The 13,663-nt window shown below is 67.4% G+C and carries 14 protein-coding genes; 6 read left to right on the forward strand and 8 right to left on the reverse strand.

Annotation, left to right across the window (positions count from 1 at the left end; all coding sequences use genetic code 11):
• Positions 1–25: 25 nt before the first annotated feature.
• The 3 genes from BLV25_RS00890 to psmA form a co-directional block, all read right to left on the reverse strand.
• Complete coding sequence (locus BLV25_RS00890; RefSeq protein ID WP_021073491.1) at positions 26–1,228, reverse strand: redox-regulated ATPase YchF; 1,203 nt, start codon at positions 1,226–1,228, stop codon at positions 26–28.
• 121 nt (positions 1,229–1,349) lie between these two features.
• Positions 1,350–2,957, reverse strand: coding sequence for a DUF7343 domain-containing protein (locus BLV25_RS00895; protein WP_143114366.1), 1,608 nt, complete (start codon positions 2,955–2,957; stop codon positions 1,350–1,352).
• 35 nt (positions 2,958–2,992) lie between these two features.
• Positions 2,993–3,853, reverse strand: coding sequence for an archaeal proteasome endopeptidase complex subunit alpha (gene psmA / locus BLV25_RS00900; RefSeq protein WP_092730296.1), 861 nt, complete (start codon positions 3,851–3,853; stop codon positions 2,993–2,995).
• A 504-nt stretch (positions 3,854–4,357) separates the two neighbouring features.
• On the opposite strand from psmA, the gene BLV25_RS00905 reads away from it, so the two are divergent.
• From BLV25_RS00905 to BLV25_RS00915, 3 genes are all read left to right on the forward strand, one after another.
• Positions 4,358–4,756 (forward strand): winged helix-turn-helix domain-containing protein, encoded by a 399-nt coding sequence (locus BLV25_RS00905; RefSeq protein ID WP_256335617.1) that lies wholly within the window; start codon positions 4,358–4,360, stop codon positions 4,754–4,756.
• A 2-nt stretch (positions 4,757–4,758) separates the two neighbouring features.
• The gene (locus BLV25_RS00910) at positions 4,759–5,061 is read left to right on the forward strand and encodes a DUF7521 family protein (RefSeq protein ID WP_039402049.1); all 303 of its coding nucleotides are present in this window, start codon (positions 4,759–4,761) and stop codon (positions 5,059–5,061) included.
• A gap of 94 nt (positions 5,062–5,155) precedes the next feature.
• Positions 5,156–6,175, forward strand: coding sequence for a hypothetical protein (locus tag BLV25_RS00915; RefSeq protein ID WP_256335618.1), 1,020 nt, complete (start codon positions 5,156–5,158; stop codon positions 6,173–6,175).
• Positions 6,176–6,299: 124 nt separating this feature from the next.
• Here BLV25_RS00915 and BLV25_RS00920 read toward each other — a convergent pair whose 3' ends face one another.
• The 3 genes from BLV25_RS00920 to BLV25_RS00930 all read right to left on the reverse strand — a co-directional run bounded on the left by BLV25_RS00920 (position 6,300) and on the right by BLV25_RS00930 (position 9,050).
• Positions 6,300–6,857 carry a dihydrofolate reductase gene (locus BLV25_RS00920; protein ID WP_092730298.1) on the reverse strand — a complete coding sequence of 186 codons (558 nt, stop codon included), beginning with the start codon at positions 6,855–6,857 and terminating at the stop codon, positions 6,300–6,302.
• A 7-nt stretch (positions 6,858–6,864) separates the two neighbouring features.
• Positions 6,865–7,887 (reverse strand): thymidylate synthase, encoded by a 1,023-nt coding sequence (thyA, locus tag BLV25_RS00925; RefSeq protein WP_092730300.1) that lies wholly within the window; start codon positions 7,885–7,887, stop codon positions 6,865–6,867.
• Positions 7,888–8,057: 170 nt separating this feature from the next.
• Positions 8,058–9,050 carry an alpha/beta hydrolase gene (locus tag BLV25_RS00930; RefSeq protein WP_092730302.1) on the reverse strand — a complete coding sequence of 331 codons (993 nt, stop codon included), beginning with the start codon at positions 9,048–9,050 and terminating at the stop codon, positions 8,058–8,060.
• A gap of 141 nt (positions 9,051–9,191) precedes the next feature.
• On the opposite strand from BLV25_RS00930, the gene BLV25_RS00935 reads away from it, so the two are divergent.
• Genes BLV25_RS00935 through BLV25_RS00945 form a run of 3 tightly spaced genes read left to right on the forward strand, consistent with a single transcriptional unit; the run spans position 9,192 to position 11,483 of the window.
• Positions 9,192–9,563, forward strand: a complete 372-nt coding sequence (locus tag BLV25_RS00935; protein ID WP_021073500.1) for a MarR family transcriptional regulator — start codon at positions 9,192–9,194, stop codon at positions 9,561–9,563.
• Positions 9,560–9,916: a growth inhibitor gene (locus BLV25_RS00940; RefSeq protein WP_092730303.1), complete on the forward strand. Its 357-nt coding sequence runs from the start codon at positions 9,560–9,562 to the stop codon at positions 9,914–9,916. The genes BLV25_RS00935 and BLV25_RS00940 overlap by 4 nt, the downstream gene beginning before the upstream one ends.
• A gap of 37 nt (positions 9,917–9,953) precedes the next feature.
• A complete protein-coding gene (locus tag BLV25_RS00945; protein WP_092730305.1) occupies positions 9,954–11,483 on the forward strand; it encodes a cryptochrome/photolyase family protein in 1,530 nt (509 codons plus the stop codon).
• 18 nt (positions 11,484–11,501) lie between these two features.
• Here BLV25_RS00945 and BLV25_RS00950 read toward each other — a convergent pair whose 3' ends face one another.
• Complete coding sequence (locus tag BLV25_RS00950) at positions 11,502–12,179, reverse strand: phosphoglycolate phosphatase (RefSeq protein ID WP_021073503.1); 678 nt, start codon at positions 12,177–12,179, stop codon at positions 11,502–11,504.
• Positions 12,180–12,210: 31 nt separating this feature from the next.
• Positions 12,211–13,533 (reverse strand): UbiA family prenyltransferase, encoded by a 1,323-nt coding sequence (locus BLV25_RS00955; RefSeq protein WP_256335619.1) that lies wholly within the window; start codon positions 13,531–13,533, stop codon positions 12,211–12,213.
• Between the last annotated feature and the right edge of the window lie 130 nt (positions 13,534–13,663).

The following is a 13,663-nucleotide window of genomic DNA, read 5'->3' on the forward strand; positions in this document are numbered from 1 at the left end:
CGTGGTTCGCTCGACCGCTCGCGGGTCAGGGTGCTGCCTGCTTCGTGGAGACCAGCTCGATCACGTCGCGGTGATCGAGATCGTGGTCCTTCGACACCTGTCTGTCCGCCCGACAGTCGATCCCGTGGAGGAGCCCCTCGCCGATGTCCGAGTGGATGTGGAAGGCGAAGTCCTCGGTGGTCGACCCCTCCGGAAGGATGAAGCAGTCGCGGAAGACGCCCTTCTCGTCGCTCGGGCCGTTTGCGGATCCCGGGAAGACCGCGATGCAGCCGAGCACGTCGAAGACCGCGGCCTCGAGCGACTCCTGGACGCCGGTCCCGCCGTACTCGTCGAGGAACTCCTCGATCCGGTCCAGGCCGGCGGCCTGCTCCTCGGGGAGGTCCTGGCGGACCTCGAACTCGTCCGCGCCGGCGGTGTAGTCGATCGCGCCGGCCGCGTCGGCGTTCTTGAGCGCCTTCTCCGCGTGAGCGCTGGTGGACACGAACGTGAGGTGTTCGTAGTCGGGGTCGGTCGTGATCGCCTCCCAGTTCTCCCGGGCCGCCGGCGTGTCCATCTTGTTGGCCGCGACGATCATCGGCTTGGTGCGCTTGCGGATCTCCCTGGCGAGCTCCTGGCGGTCGGCGTCGTCCCACGTCGCGGGGTCGAGCTCGAGGCCCTCGGCGAGGATGACCTGCTTCACCCCGTCCTTCGAGATGCCGAACGCGGAGAGCTGCTCGGCGAGTTCGACCTCGATGGCCGCCTCCGACCCGTGGTACCTGGTCTCGTATTTGTCGATCCCCTTCTCGAGGACGTCGAGATACCACTGGTCGAGTTCCTCCTCGAGGAAGTCGATGTCCTCGCGCGGGTCGTGGCCCTCGGTCGCTTCCCCTTCGATGTCGGTCGTCCCCGAGAAGTCGACGACGTGGACCAGCACGTCCGTCTCGTTCAGGTCGGTGAGGAACTGGTTCCCGAGGCCGCGTCCCTCGTGTGCCCCCGGCACGAGCCCGGCGACGTCGACGAGTCGGACGGGGACGAACCGCGTTCCGGACCGACAGACGCCGACGTTCGGCGTGCACGTCTCGTCGAACTCCGGCGCCGCACACGGCACCCTGACGTACGCCTCGCCCACGCTCGGGTCGATCGTCGTGAACGGGTAGGCCCCCTCGGGCACGTCGTTCATCGTCGCCGCGTTGAAGAAGGTCGATTTGCCCACCGAGGGCTTGCCGACCAGGCCGATCCGATAACTCATTATCCACGGTGGACGCTCGGGGACTAAAAGCGGCGCGAGACGGCTCGTGGTGTGGGATCTGCGGGCATGGATCGAACGCCACGACCGCCGGAATCGACCGCCGCAAGCAGGCCCGACGACCTCACTCCTCGACGGACTCTTCGTCGTCCGAGTCGTCCGAGTCGTCCGACTCCCCTTCGTCGTCAGTTCCCGCCTCGTCGTCAGTCCCCGCCTCGTCGTCGAACGGCGACCCCGCGATGTCGGGCTCGTGGCCCTCGAGGCTGACGACGTTCTCGCGGCCGACGCGGAGCTTCGAGACCGTTCCCTCGTCGGTCATCTCGGAGAGCAGGACGCTCACCTTCGATTTCGACCACTCCGTCCGGTCGACGATCCGGGACTGTTTCACCCGACCCCCGTGTTCCCGGAGGATCCGGACGACCCGGTCCTCGTCGGAGAGCAGCTCCTCGTCGGGGATCGACGGTGCCGGCGCCGCAGCGCCCGTCTCGCCGGTCGCCGCAGGTCCGTCACGGTGATCGGGCGGCGTTCCGTCGCGATCGGGTCCCGTGTCCTCGAGCGCCTCGTCCGCGCCGTCACCGTCCCCCGGGACGGCCGAGCCGGCCGCCGTCGCATCGCCGTCCGGCCCGCTTCCCCTCGTCGAGCTGCGGGCTGTCACTTCGTCGGCTCCGTCTCCGTCGCCGTGCGTCTCGCCGGCGGCGGTTCCACCGTCACCGGGCCCAGCCGACGTCCCGGCACTCCCGGCGCCGAGACGACGCCACGCGACGACGCCGGCGAGCAGCACCACCGCGCCGAGGACCACGAACGGGAGCGGGCCGTCGTCGGCGGCGTCCGTTTCCCCGGCGCCGTTCGTCGGTCCGGTCGGCGTGACGGTCCCCGAACCGGTTCCGAACTGCTCCGTTTCGGTCGCGGAGCCCGTTCCGCCCGAGGCGTTCGTTCCGTTCGCTTCGGTCGCGTTCGCCGGCCCGAAGACCGCCCACGGTCGCCGGTCGGTGAACTGGCGTTCGCCCTCCCAGGTGACAGACGCGCTGTCGGCCAACGAGTCAGGGTTCGACCGCGTTCCCGGCGGCTCGACCGACCGGAAGGTGAGCGACTCGCCGGGCCGGAACACGAGCTCCTGGCCGGGGCCGACGTAGAAGCCGCCCTCGAAGACGTCCCCGACGGTGACGGTCCCGTCCGCGACCACGCCGAACCCGCGCCAGGTGAACCGCAGCTCGACGACGCCGATGTCGTTGCCGATCGTCGACCGGACGAACGCGTCGCGGGCGAAGCCGTCCGCGGCCATCTCCCGACCGGTCGCGTTCTCGCCGGCCGCGACGAGCGCGCCCGCGTCAGTACGGAACCCCCGATAGAGGTCGGTCTCCTCCTCGCGGAATCGCGCCGCGAACTCCTCGAAGCTGTCCCGTTCGTCCGCCGACTCGAGCACGCGCTCGTAGCGCAGCGTCCAGACGCCGCGTCCGTCGCGGTGGACCGTTATCTCGAACACGCTTCGGTCGAAGCCGCCCGACTCCGCCTGCGGCTCGTAGGGGATCGGTCCGATAGCCTCGAGATCGGCGCTCCCGACGGCTCCCGGCCCTGCGGCGGCGGGAGCGACGGCTCCCGCAAGCCCCGCGAGGAGCACGACGAGACAGCAGCCGATCCTGACCGATGTCGATCCCCGCATCCGTTCGGAAGGGTTCGCCGGCGAGTAAAAGCGCTTGCGTCCCCAGGTCGGTCGGCCGACGTCCGGTCGCATCGTCGTCGGCCGACGTCCGGTCGAGCCCGGCGACGCTATTCGTCGTCGGTCGCGTCGCCGTCGTCGGTCGTATCGCCGTCGTCGCCGGTGGCGTCGTCGGCTTCCTCCTCGTCGCCGTCCGTCTCCCCGTCAGTAGCCTCCTCGCCGGCCGTCTCGTCATCGTCCGCGGTCTCGGTCCCGTCGACCGGAAGGTCCGGCACGACGTCCGCGACGTCCTCGTCCGACAGCATCCGGTAGCCGTCCGCCGCGGTGATGGTCGCGATCGAGAGATCAGCCGCCGTCAGGTCGTCGGCGTACTCGCTCAGCGCCGTGACCGCGAGTTCGACGCCCTCCTCGACGGTCAGCGAGTCCGACCACTCCGCCTCGAGCGTCGACTGGATCTCGTCGCGACCGTCGCCGATCACGGTCGCCTTCCACTCGTGGGGCGTTCCCGAGGGGTCGGCGCCGAACAGGCGCGGCTCGCCGTTCTCGATCCCGCCGATGAGCAGCGCGGCCCCGTAGGGGCGCGTGCCGCCGAGCTGCGTGTTCTCCTGGATGTGGTCGGTGACGTGTTTGGTGAGCGTCTCGATGCCGATCGGCTCGCCGTACCGCAGCTGGTTGACCTGGGTTTGCCGTCGGGCCAGGTCGATCAGCTTGCGGGCGTCGGCGACGTGGCCGGCGGAGGCCGTCGCGACGTGGTCGTCGAGCTTGTGGAGCTTCTCGATGCTTTCGGCCTCCATCAGCGGCGAGGAGGTCCGGCTCATCGCCGCCAGGACGACTCCATCGGCGGTTCGGATTCCCACGCTCGGCGCGCCGCGCGAGACCGCCTCGCGGGCGTACTCGACCTGGTAGATCCGGCCGTCGGGGGAGAACAACGACGTCCCGCGGTCGTACGCCTGCTGGTCGTTACCCCTCATCGGTCTCCACCTCGTCGCCGCACTCCGTCGTCGATCATTACCTCTCGATAGCGTCTCGGCGGGGAAAAACCCTCCTTATTGGGATGCACTGACGCAAACACCAAGCGGACACACTCGACGCGATCAACGAGGAAACGACGGGTTCGATACGCCGTCTTGGACGAAAGCTACCGCGATATGTTCGCCAAGGTATGACCGTTAGGCGCGGTTTCGGAGCGCGAAGCTCGAAACACCATTAATAAGAAGCGAACCCAATGGTCCGGTTGGTAGCGATGGGTTCCCGGTATCCAGGACGGGGAGCGGACATCACGGGATCCCACAGGTCGGCGGAAAAAATAGTCGGAAAAGATTGATACGACGACGGCGGCAAGAACTCGATACGAATGCTTGGGACCTGCTATCGGATTTCGAACTCGGTTCGGCACTCGATTCGGCACTCGTAGTACGTGAGGCAGAGACACAGCGGAGGGATGAACTGTGAGCAAGGAATGGGAGCCCGAGAACGTGTTCGACGTGCTCGGAAGCGAGATCGCTCGACAGATCCTTGCGTTAGCCAGCCATCAACCCCTCTCGGCAACCAAACTCGCCGAACACTGTGACGTCTCGGAGCCAACGATCTATCGACGGATCCACGCGCTCCAGGAATACGATATGCTGGACGAGCAGATGGAAATCGACGATGACGGCCACCACTACAAGCGGTTCAGAACGAACCTCGAGGAGGCACGGTTCCGGATTGAGGACGGACAATTCAGCATCGACATCCAGCTCAAGAAGGACTACTCCGACAAGTTCACGGATTTCTGGAACGACCTCGAAAAGGGTGCAAAGGACGTCTCGAACGATGCAAGCGCGGACTCCCGTCCGGATACGAGTTCATCGTCGGATATCAGTGGTGGATGAAGATGGCTGAGCCGCCGGAGTTCTGGAGTTTTCTCGTCGCCAATTCCCTCTTGTTCATCGCCGGGGGGGCCTTAACGGCGCTCAGCTATCGAGCCTACCTTCGCATCCAGGAACGCAGCCTCCGTCTCGCATCGGGAGGCTTCGCGCTCATCACGTTCGGAGGACTCCTCGACATCATCTATCAGCTCGGCATTCGTCGGGATTACCATCTTGGCGGGCGTGAATCCCTCGCGCTGCAAACGGTTGATAGCCTGCTCATTACTGCGGGACTCGTCGTCATCTTCTATGCCCTGTCCCGATACTGACGGGAGCCGGCTTTCCGGTTGCTCCCGACAGTTTCGCCAGTTGTAACTCTCCATCCCCTTCCTTATCCGCACGACGTGACCTCACACGCGGACGATGAACGGACGGAAACTCGCCACTGGTCTCGTCGTCATACTGCTCCTGGTGGGCACAACCCCCACGACCGCCATTGCACAGGGGGCTTCGGATCCGCAGCCGGTACTGCTGGACCAAGACACGACCCACATCGCGGACGTCACGGTCGACGGACAACAGTACAGCGTCTACGAACACGAGAACGTCTTCTCCTGGGCCAGCGGCATCGACATCTATACGAACGGTGGCCGCGTCACCTCGGAGTCAACCGCCGAAACGGTTCTTACGGCACTCGCGAAACGACGGGCGGTCCGAGACCTCGAAGCGGAGAGCGCCGCTCCACTTCGCACGACGTCACGGAACGTCAGTACGGCCGCATCCAACGTCTCGGCAACGGCCACGGCCGTTAACGAGACGCTCGTGTATCTGGAGCAAACGAAAACGGTCCGTGAAAACGGAACGACCGTCTATAACGCCTCGGTCGAGGCGGCACCCCGGATCCCCGAATTCAACGAAAGCGCACGCGAACTGCACCCGGAACTTCGCTCCTTCGTGAACGCGTCGACCGCATACCGATCGAACGCGACGGATCTCGTCGAACTGCTCGAACGGCGGGAGAACGGAACCGACGTCGATCCCCAGCGGCTCTACGCCCAGTACGAAACGACGCTCGAGGCGAAAAACGACGTTTCGGATCATTTCGGATTCGGCGGCGTCAATGAGCAGCTCGCGCAAACGGCAAACACGAGCGAGGCCATCGCGATGAACGTCTCGTCCGTTCCCGAACGCGGAAACGAAACGGCACGGCACTTCCGGAGCGTCCACAACGAGTCGGCCGTCGCCGCAAACCAAACGGCGACGCTCGGCCTCGACGCCTTCGATTTCAACGGAGTCCAGAATCGGGCCGACTCGCTCGAAGGGAGATGGATGGAGGACTGGAACTCGCGGCAGAATCCCGCATCAACGGTCTATCAGTCGATAGCCGCGATCGTGGTCGGTATTGCCGCCGTGGGTGGATACGTCGTCCGGCGTCGGCGCTGATCGACATCGCCCATCAATTCGATCGGGAGCGGGACATCCGCAACGGGCGTTGATCGGACCGTCTTTTCGGAGATGCTCCGGCAGTGAATTCGTCGAGAGAGTCGCGGTCCGCACCGGATCCGGCTCACCGGCGGCGATACGTCCGGAACGTGAGCTCGTCACGCTCGTCCCGGTCCGTTTCCGTCCACTCGTCGGCGTCTCGCTCGGGAAAGCGCGTGTCCCCGGCGTAGGACTCGTGGATCTCCGTGAGAACCAGTTCGTCCGCCAGCGGGAGGAACGCCTCGTAGATCGTCGCGCCGCCGGCGACGTAGACGGTCCCGACGCCCAGGTCGGCGGCGGCCGCGGCGGCGCGATCGAGCGCTGCTTCGATTCCGTCCGCACCGACGGCGCCGTCCGGGAGATCGAGGTCCGACCGCGAGAGCACGACGGAGACTCGGTCGGGGAGCGGGCCGCCGAGCTGGGCCGCGATGCTCTCGTAGGTCCGCCGGCCGAGGATCACGGGGTGGCCCGTCGTCGTCCGTTTGAAGTGCTCGAGGTCCGCCGGATAGTGCCAGGGCATCCCGCCGGAATCGCCGATCACGCCGTTCTCGGCCACCGCGGCGATGAGCGAGACCGTGAGATCGTCCGGCACGTCGACGTCGGTTCGATCGGCCGGGACATCGCGGTCGGTTCGGTCCTCCATTCGACGGTCACTCCGCGACCGCGAACGTGATCCCGTCCGCGGAGTCGTAGTCGTGGAGCTCGATGTCGTCGAAGGTGAGCTCGTCGAGCGGCTTGTCGGCGATCTCGATGCGGGGTCGCGACCGCGGCTCCCGCGAGAGCTGCTCGAGGAGTCCGGGGACGTGGTCGTATCCCTCCCGGTCGGCGGGCTCGGCGGGCGCCGCCCGCTCGAGCCACGCCTTGACGTCGCGGTAGTCGGCCGTCGTCTCCACGTCCGCGAGTCGGTCCTGCAGCCGGTCGAGGTTGTCCGCGTACCACGCGCCGCGGTCGCCCTCCCCGCAGTAGACGTGCGCGTCGACGATGCTGTGGCCGAACTCCCCCACCTCGAAGCCCGTCCGCTGGGCGATCGCGGTGGCCAGAAGCGAGTAGGCGGCGATGTTGAACGGCACGCCGAGCGCGATGTCGCCGGAGCGCTGGGTGAGATGGAGGTTGAGTCGGCCGCCCTGGACGTTCACGACGAACGTGTAGTGGCACGGCGGCAGCGTGGAGACGGCCGCGTTGGCGGGGTGCCAGGCGTTCACGACCATCCGCCGGGAGCGCGGGTTCTCCGCCAGCTGGTCGAGGACGTACTGGATCTGGTCGAACGTCCGGCGGCGAGTCCCGTCGGCGTCCTCCTCGACGGTCACCCAGCGGTGGGCGTCCGCGGGCCAGCTCTCGCCCTCCAGACCCCCTTCGGGAACCGGATACCGTCGCCAGAAACGACCGTAGGCCGTGTCGAGCCGTCCCTCCTCGTCGGCCCACGCGTCCCAGATCGCGGTGTGGTCCCGGAGGTTCCGGACGTGTTCCTCCCCGGAGAGGTACCACAGCACCTCGTGGATGAGCGAGTTCCACCGGTAGCCGTCGAGCCGCTTCGTGGTCAGCAGGGGGAATCCCTCGGCCAGGTCGACCGTGTACTGGCCGCTGAAGCTCGCGATCGTGTCCACGCCCGTGCGGTTCGGCTTATAAACGCCCTCCGAGAGGGTCTCGTCGACGAGATCGAGGTACTGTTGCATGGTGGATCGAGGTCGGTCCGTCGTCGACCGGCGGCGTGGTCCGGCACGTTCCGGGTGTGTCCGGGCGTGTCCCGTGAGTCCGACCGGTCGGCGGTCGTCGTTTCCAACAGCGTCGCCGATTATAAAAAGGTCGTCGGGTCGCTGGCCGTCACCGCCTCGACCCGCGAGGCTCACTCACCTCCGCCCGACGCCGCGGTGAAGGCGTCCGTGAGGTCGTCAGCGATCGTCGCGATCGCCCCCTCCGCGGCGTCGAGGTCGTCGGTCAGGCTCAGGAAATCGTGGATCTGTCCCCCGTAGTGGCGCCGGACGACGGGGACGCCGTCCGCCTCGAGCGCGTCGGCGTACGCGCTCCCCTCGTCACGGAGGGGATCGTATCCCGCGGTGAGTATCGTCGCGGGCGGGAGCCCGGACAGGTCGTCCGCCTGCAGCGGGAACGCGTACACGTTCCGGTAGTCGACCGGGTCCTCGATGTACGCCTCGTAGAACAGCCGCATGCTCCCCATCGTGAGCCAGTAGCCGCTGCCGACCGTCTCGTAGCTCTCGAACGTTCGGAGGCGTTCCGCGTTCACGACGGGGTATAAAAGCACCTGCTGGTCGATGTCCGGGCCGTCCCGGTCGCGGGCCATAAGCGAGACGACCGTCGCGAGGGTGCCGCCCGCCGAATTCCCGACGACCGCGAGCCGGTCGGGGTCGCCGCCGAAGTCCGCCGCGTTCTCGGCGACCCACTCCGTGGCGGCGTAGCAGTCCGTCACGGCGGCCGGAAACGGGTGTTCGGGCGCCCGCCGATATCCGACCGAGACGACGATGCATCCCGACTCGTTCGTCACCCGCGTACAGAGGTTGTCGAAGCAGTCGAGATCGCCGAGCACCCAACCGCCGCCGTGGAAGAACACCACGACCGGGGGCTGCCCCTCGCCGTCGAGCTGCTTCTCGCCGTCGATCTGATCACGGTCGGGATGGTACGTCCGGATGGGGACGTCCGAATCCGGTCCGGGAATGGCGAAATCCTGGATCCGCCCCACCGGCTCGTTCGACTGGTGGGCGAACAGGTCGCGAAACCGCTCACGGTACGTCGCTACCGAGAGGGTATGAGATCGAGGAACCGTCTCGTCGCTTCGCTCGTCGAGTACGGCCTTCGCTTGCGGATCCAGGTCGGTTGCCATGGGGAACCGATCGTTCGACCGACGGGATAAGCGTTCGTGCGGGAGTTCACGCGGTATCCCACCCTATTTATATGTTCTCGCTGTTTTCATTGCTTTCATCTCTAACACTTATAACTGCGGATACGATACGTCTACGCAGCGATGTCCATCGATCGGGAAACCTTCGAAAACACGAGTGCCGAGGAACTCGAGGATCTCTCCGTCCCGGACCGGGTTCTCGGATTTCTCGTTGCGCACACGGATCGGGCGTTCAAGGCGCGCGAGATCGCCTCCCAAACCGGACTCGACGAAGGCGCAGTCAGTACCGCACTCTCGCGGTTAAAGGACCGCGACCTCGTCGAACACAAGGCGACGTACTGGGCGGCGACTGACGATGCCGATCGACTCGCCGGATACAGTGGGTACGAACGAGCGACGGCCCTCTTCAACGAACAACTCGGCACGGAGGAGGCGGACGCCTGGCGTGAACACGCACCCAGCGAGCCACATCCGAGTACGGAGGACGGTCAGTGACCGACGAACGGGCTGCTCCGATCTTCGAGCGTGGCGACGTCGTATACGGCGACGATCCGTTCAAGCGCGATGTAGATGCCCGACCGTGGCTCGTTTGTTCGAACCACGAGGGACGTCCGTTCCACGGCGACCAGTACATCGCGCTGACTCTCACGTCGAGGTCGTGGCTGGATGGCTTGATCGACATCCCGGAGGAAAGCTGGCTTCGTGGTGGAACGCCGGCTGAGAGCCGGATCGTCCCGTGGGGCGTCCAATCGATCGACCACGAGGACATCGATTTCTGGCAGGGCCGTCTTGACGGCGATCTCGTCGACGAAGCGATTTCCGGACTCGTCGAGGAGCTACGGTCGTAGCACAAACCTTCAGGGACATCGGGTCCGTGCCCGACGTATGGACCCGTTCTGGCACCGACGCGACCTCCGTGTCACGGACAACGTCGGCCTGTCGGCGGCCGCCGACCGTGGACCGGTCGTCCCGTGTTTCGTTCTCGACGACGCCGTCCTCGAACACGCCGGCCCGCCCCGCGTCCGGTACCTGCTCGCGTCCCTCGCGGAGCTCCGGGACGCCTACCGGGAGCGCGGGAGCGACCTGATCGTCGGCCGCGGCGACCCGGCGGAGATCCTCCCGCGGCTCGCGGACGCGGTCGACGCCGATCGGGTCGTCTGGAACCGGGGGTACTCCGGGCTGGCGCGCGAGCGTGACGCCCGGGTCGAGGAGTCGCTGGCGGCAGGCGACGGCGCCGCCGCGGCCGCACCCGAGGCGATCGACGTCGAGACGTATCACGACGCGGTCCTGCACGACCCGGACTCGATCCGGACCAACAAGGGGGATCCCTACTCCGTGTTCACCTACTACTGGAAGAAATGGCGCGATCGGGAGAAAGGGGCTCCGGAGACGACACCCTCCGAGGAGACGCTGTGTGATGCCGAGACGATCGCGGACGTCGTCGCCGACGTGACGTCGGATCTCCAGTCGGGCGATGCGACGATCGCCGCCGGAACCCTCCCAACGATCACGGACCTCGGGGTCGCGGAGCCGGAGGCCGATCCGATACCCGCCGGCACGCCCGGCGCACGCGATCGGCTGGAATCGTTCCTCGAGAGCGATATCTTTCGCTACGAGGCGCTCCGGGACGTGCCCGCGGCGTCGGTTACCTCCGAGCTCTCACAGGACCTCTCGTTCGGCACGATCGGCCCCCGCGAGGTGTACGCCGCCACCGAGGACGCGATGGCACGCGCCGAAGCCGGCGGCGCCGACGGGATCGTCTCGGACCTGGAGGACGCCGACCCGGTCTCGAGCGTCACGGAGTTCCGGAGCCAGCTCGCCTGGCGGGAGTTCTACCTCCAGGTTCTGTTTCACAATCCCGAGACGGTCTCGCGGAACTACAAAACGTACGAGAACTCGATCGACTGGCGCGAGGACCCGGACGCGCTTGCCGCCTGGAAACGCGGCGAGACCGGGTACCCCATCGTCGACGCCGGGATGCGCCAGCTTCGCGCGGAGGCGTTCATGCACAACCGGGTCCGGATGATCGTCGCGTCCTTCCTCACGAAGGACCTGCTGCTCGACTGGCGCGCGGGCTACGCCCACTTCCGCGAGCACCTGCGGGACCACGACACCGCCAACGACGTCGGCGGCTGGCAGTGGGCCGCCTCCACCGGAACCGACGCGCAGCCCTACTTCCGGATCTTCAACCCGATGACGCAGGGCGAACGCTACGACCCCGATGCCGAGTACATCACGACGTACGTCCCCGAGCTCCGGGGCGTCGACCCCGACCCCATCCATTCGTGGCACGAACTCGACCCGGAGCGCCGCGAGGCGGTCGCGCCCGAGTACCCGGAGCCGATCGTCGACCACGCCCAGCGCCGTGAGGAAGCCCTGGCGACCTTCGAGGCGGCACGCGGGGAGGCGGACTGATCCGACGATACCGTTCGGTCACCGGTCCGCGGCGATCAGCGCCTCGAGCACGGTTGCGGTGCCGTCCATATATGCGTCCGCGAGCACCGTGTCGGCGGCCTCGCGCGCGGCGTCGTCGGCGTTGGCAACGGCGTACGACTCGCCGGCGACCGCGAACGTCGAGGCGTCGTTCTCGCTGTCGCCGACCGCGACGAACGCGTCGGGATCGTACTCCAGGATCGAGCAGAGTTCCTCGAAGGCGTCGCCCTTCGAGACGTCCGGCGAGGTGACGTGGTAGGCGTAGCCCGTGTCGACGACCGCCTGGCCGTGCTCGGCGGCGACCGCCCGGAGCAGCTCCTCGTCGGCGTCCATCGAGATCGCGACCTCGGTCTCGCGCCACCGGTTGACCGTCGTCCGGCCGCCCCAGCCCAGATCGCCGCCGCGTTCGATGAACTCCTCGGCGACCGCCCAGCAGGCGTCCGGGTCGCCGGTAAACCTGGTCTCGCCGTCGGCGTAGACGACGCCGCCGTTCTCCGCGATCACGTGTTCGGGGAGCCCAAGAAAGTGCGCGAGCGCGACCGGGTACGGGAACGCCTTCCCGGTCGCGAACACGACCGGCGCCTCCCAACTCGGCAGCAGCTCGAAGGCACGGGGGTCGATCCGGTGGTCGGCCGTGGTCAGCGTCCCGTCGATGTCGAGGACGAGCGGCGGCACCATACCGACACCCCGAACGCGCGGGACAACGACCTTACGATCCGTCCCGCCGTCCTTCCGATCCGGCCCCGCCGTCGGTTCCGTCGTCAGCCTCCGCTTCCGAGCCGGGCTCGCCTCCCGCTTCCGCGGGTCCGTGCATCGACCGGATCGTCTCGTGGACGCCGAGGACGAACGCGGGGACGACCACCATGAAGAGGTGCTCCTCGATCGGGATCCCGAACAGGTCGTAGCCGGTCCGGGTCACGATCGCGAAGACGCCGACCTCGAGGGTGTACCAGTCCCAGACGTACGCGACCGGATAGATCGCGGCGATCGTGACCCTCGCCCGTCGCAGAGCGTTCGCCCGGTATAAGAGCCCGAAGGCCACGGTCCCGAAGACCGCTTCCGTGGCGAGATACGTGACCGGTCCCAGCGCCGTGACGTCCGGCAGGCCGACCGGATCCAGCGGGCGGTACCACGTCGCGACGACCAACAGCGCGAGGAACAGATACGTCCCGCGGATCAACAGCATCGTCGCCAGATCGGACGGCGCCCGGTACGCGACGACCGCGACCGTCGCGAAGACCGCCACGGCGGCCGGCGCCGACGGGGAAAAGACGCCGGAGACGGTCCCCCACAGAACCATCGTCCCGCCGAGCGCGAAGAGCCCGTAGGCGAGCCGACGGGCCCGCTCGGGGCCCAGAAGGACCGCGACGGTCCGCTTGTCGATGCTCGCGTCGTAGGCGTGGTCGGACTCGTCGTCGACGACCTTCACGCCGGTGAGAACGACCAGAAAGACGGCCGCGAACGCGAGGATCGTCGTCGGACCGCCGGTGCCGCCGAGATCGGCGATGCCGCCCACTCCACCGCTCCCGCCGCCGCTCCCGACGCTCGCGACGGCGCCGGTCTGAACGACGTAGCCGCCGACCATCGCGACCGCGATGCCGGTCGGATAGCCCATCGTCGCGCCGACCGGGGTGGTGTCGAGCTGCGGCGCGTGCAGGTAGCCGATGACCCACATCGGCAGGACGAGCGCGGCCGCCGCCGGACCGGCCAGGAGCCAGACGCCGACCAGACAGCCGCAAAACCCCAGGCTCGCCCCGAGGAGGGCGATCCGACAGCCGTCCGCCGTCATCGGATGGTCGTCGTCCTCGCCGCGCAGGTGGAAGTCGACGTAGCCGTCCTTCACGTGGGCGGTGTACACGGCGAAGAAGGCGGCGAGCGCGTGGACCGCGCCGGCCGGGATCGACGGCGCGCCGGCGACGATCGCGCCGAACCACGAGGCCGCGATCGGCGGCAGCATGAAGACGGGATGGATCTGGGAGGCGAGCGCCCCGACGTCGGCCCGGATCCCGGTCGCCGTTCTGGCGAACACCATTCCGTGTGTGATCACGTGACACTCGACCTTAGTGTTTGGCAGCGGCCGTCGCTCTCCTCCCCCGTCGGCGATCGGTCCCCGGACGTTCGAACCTCCACTCACCGCAGCGTCCTCCCGCCATCGCCATACC

It is taken from the genome of Halopenitus persicus (genome assembly GCF_900107205.1).
In the GTDB taxonomy this organism is placed as follows: domain Archaea; phylum Halobacteriota; class Halobacteria; order Halobacteriales; family Haloferacaceae; genus Halopenitus; species Halopenitus persicus.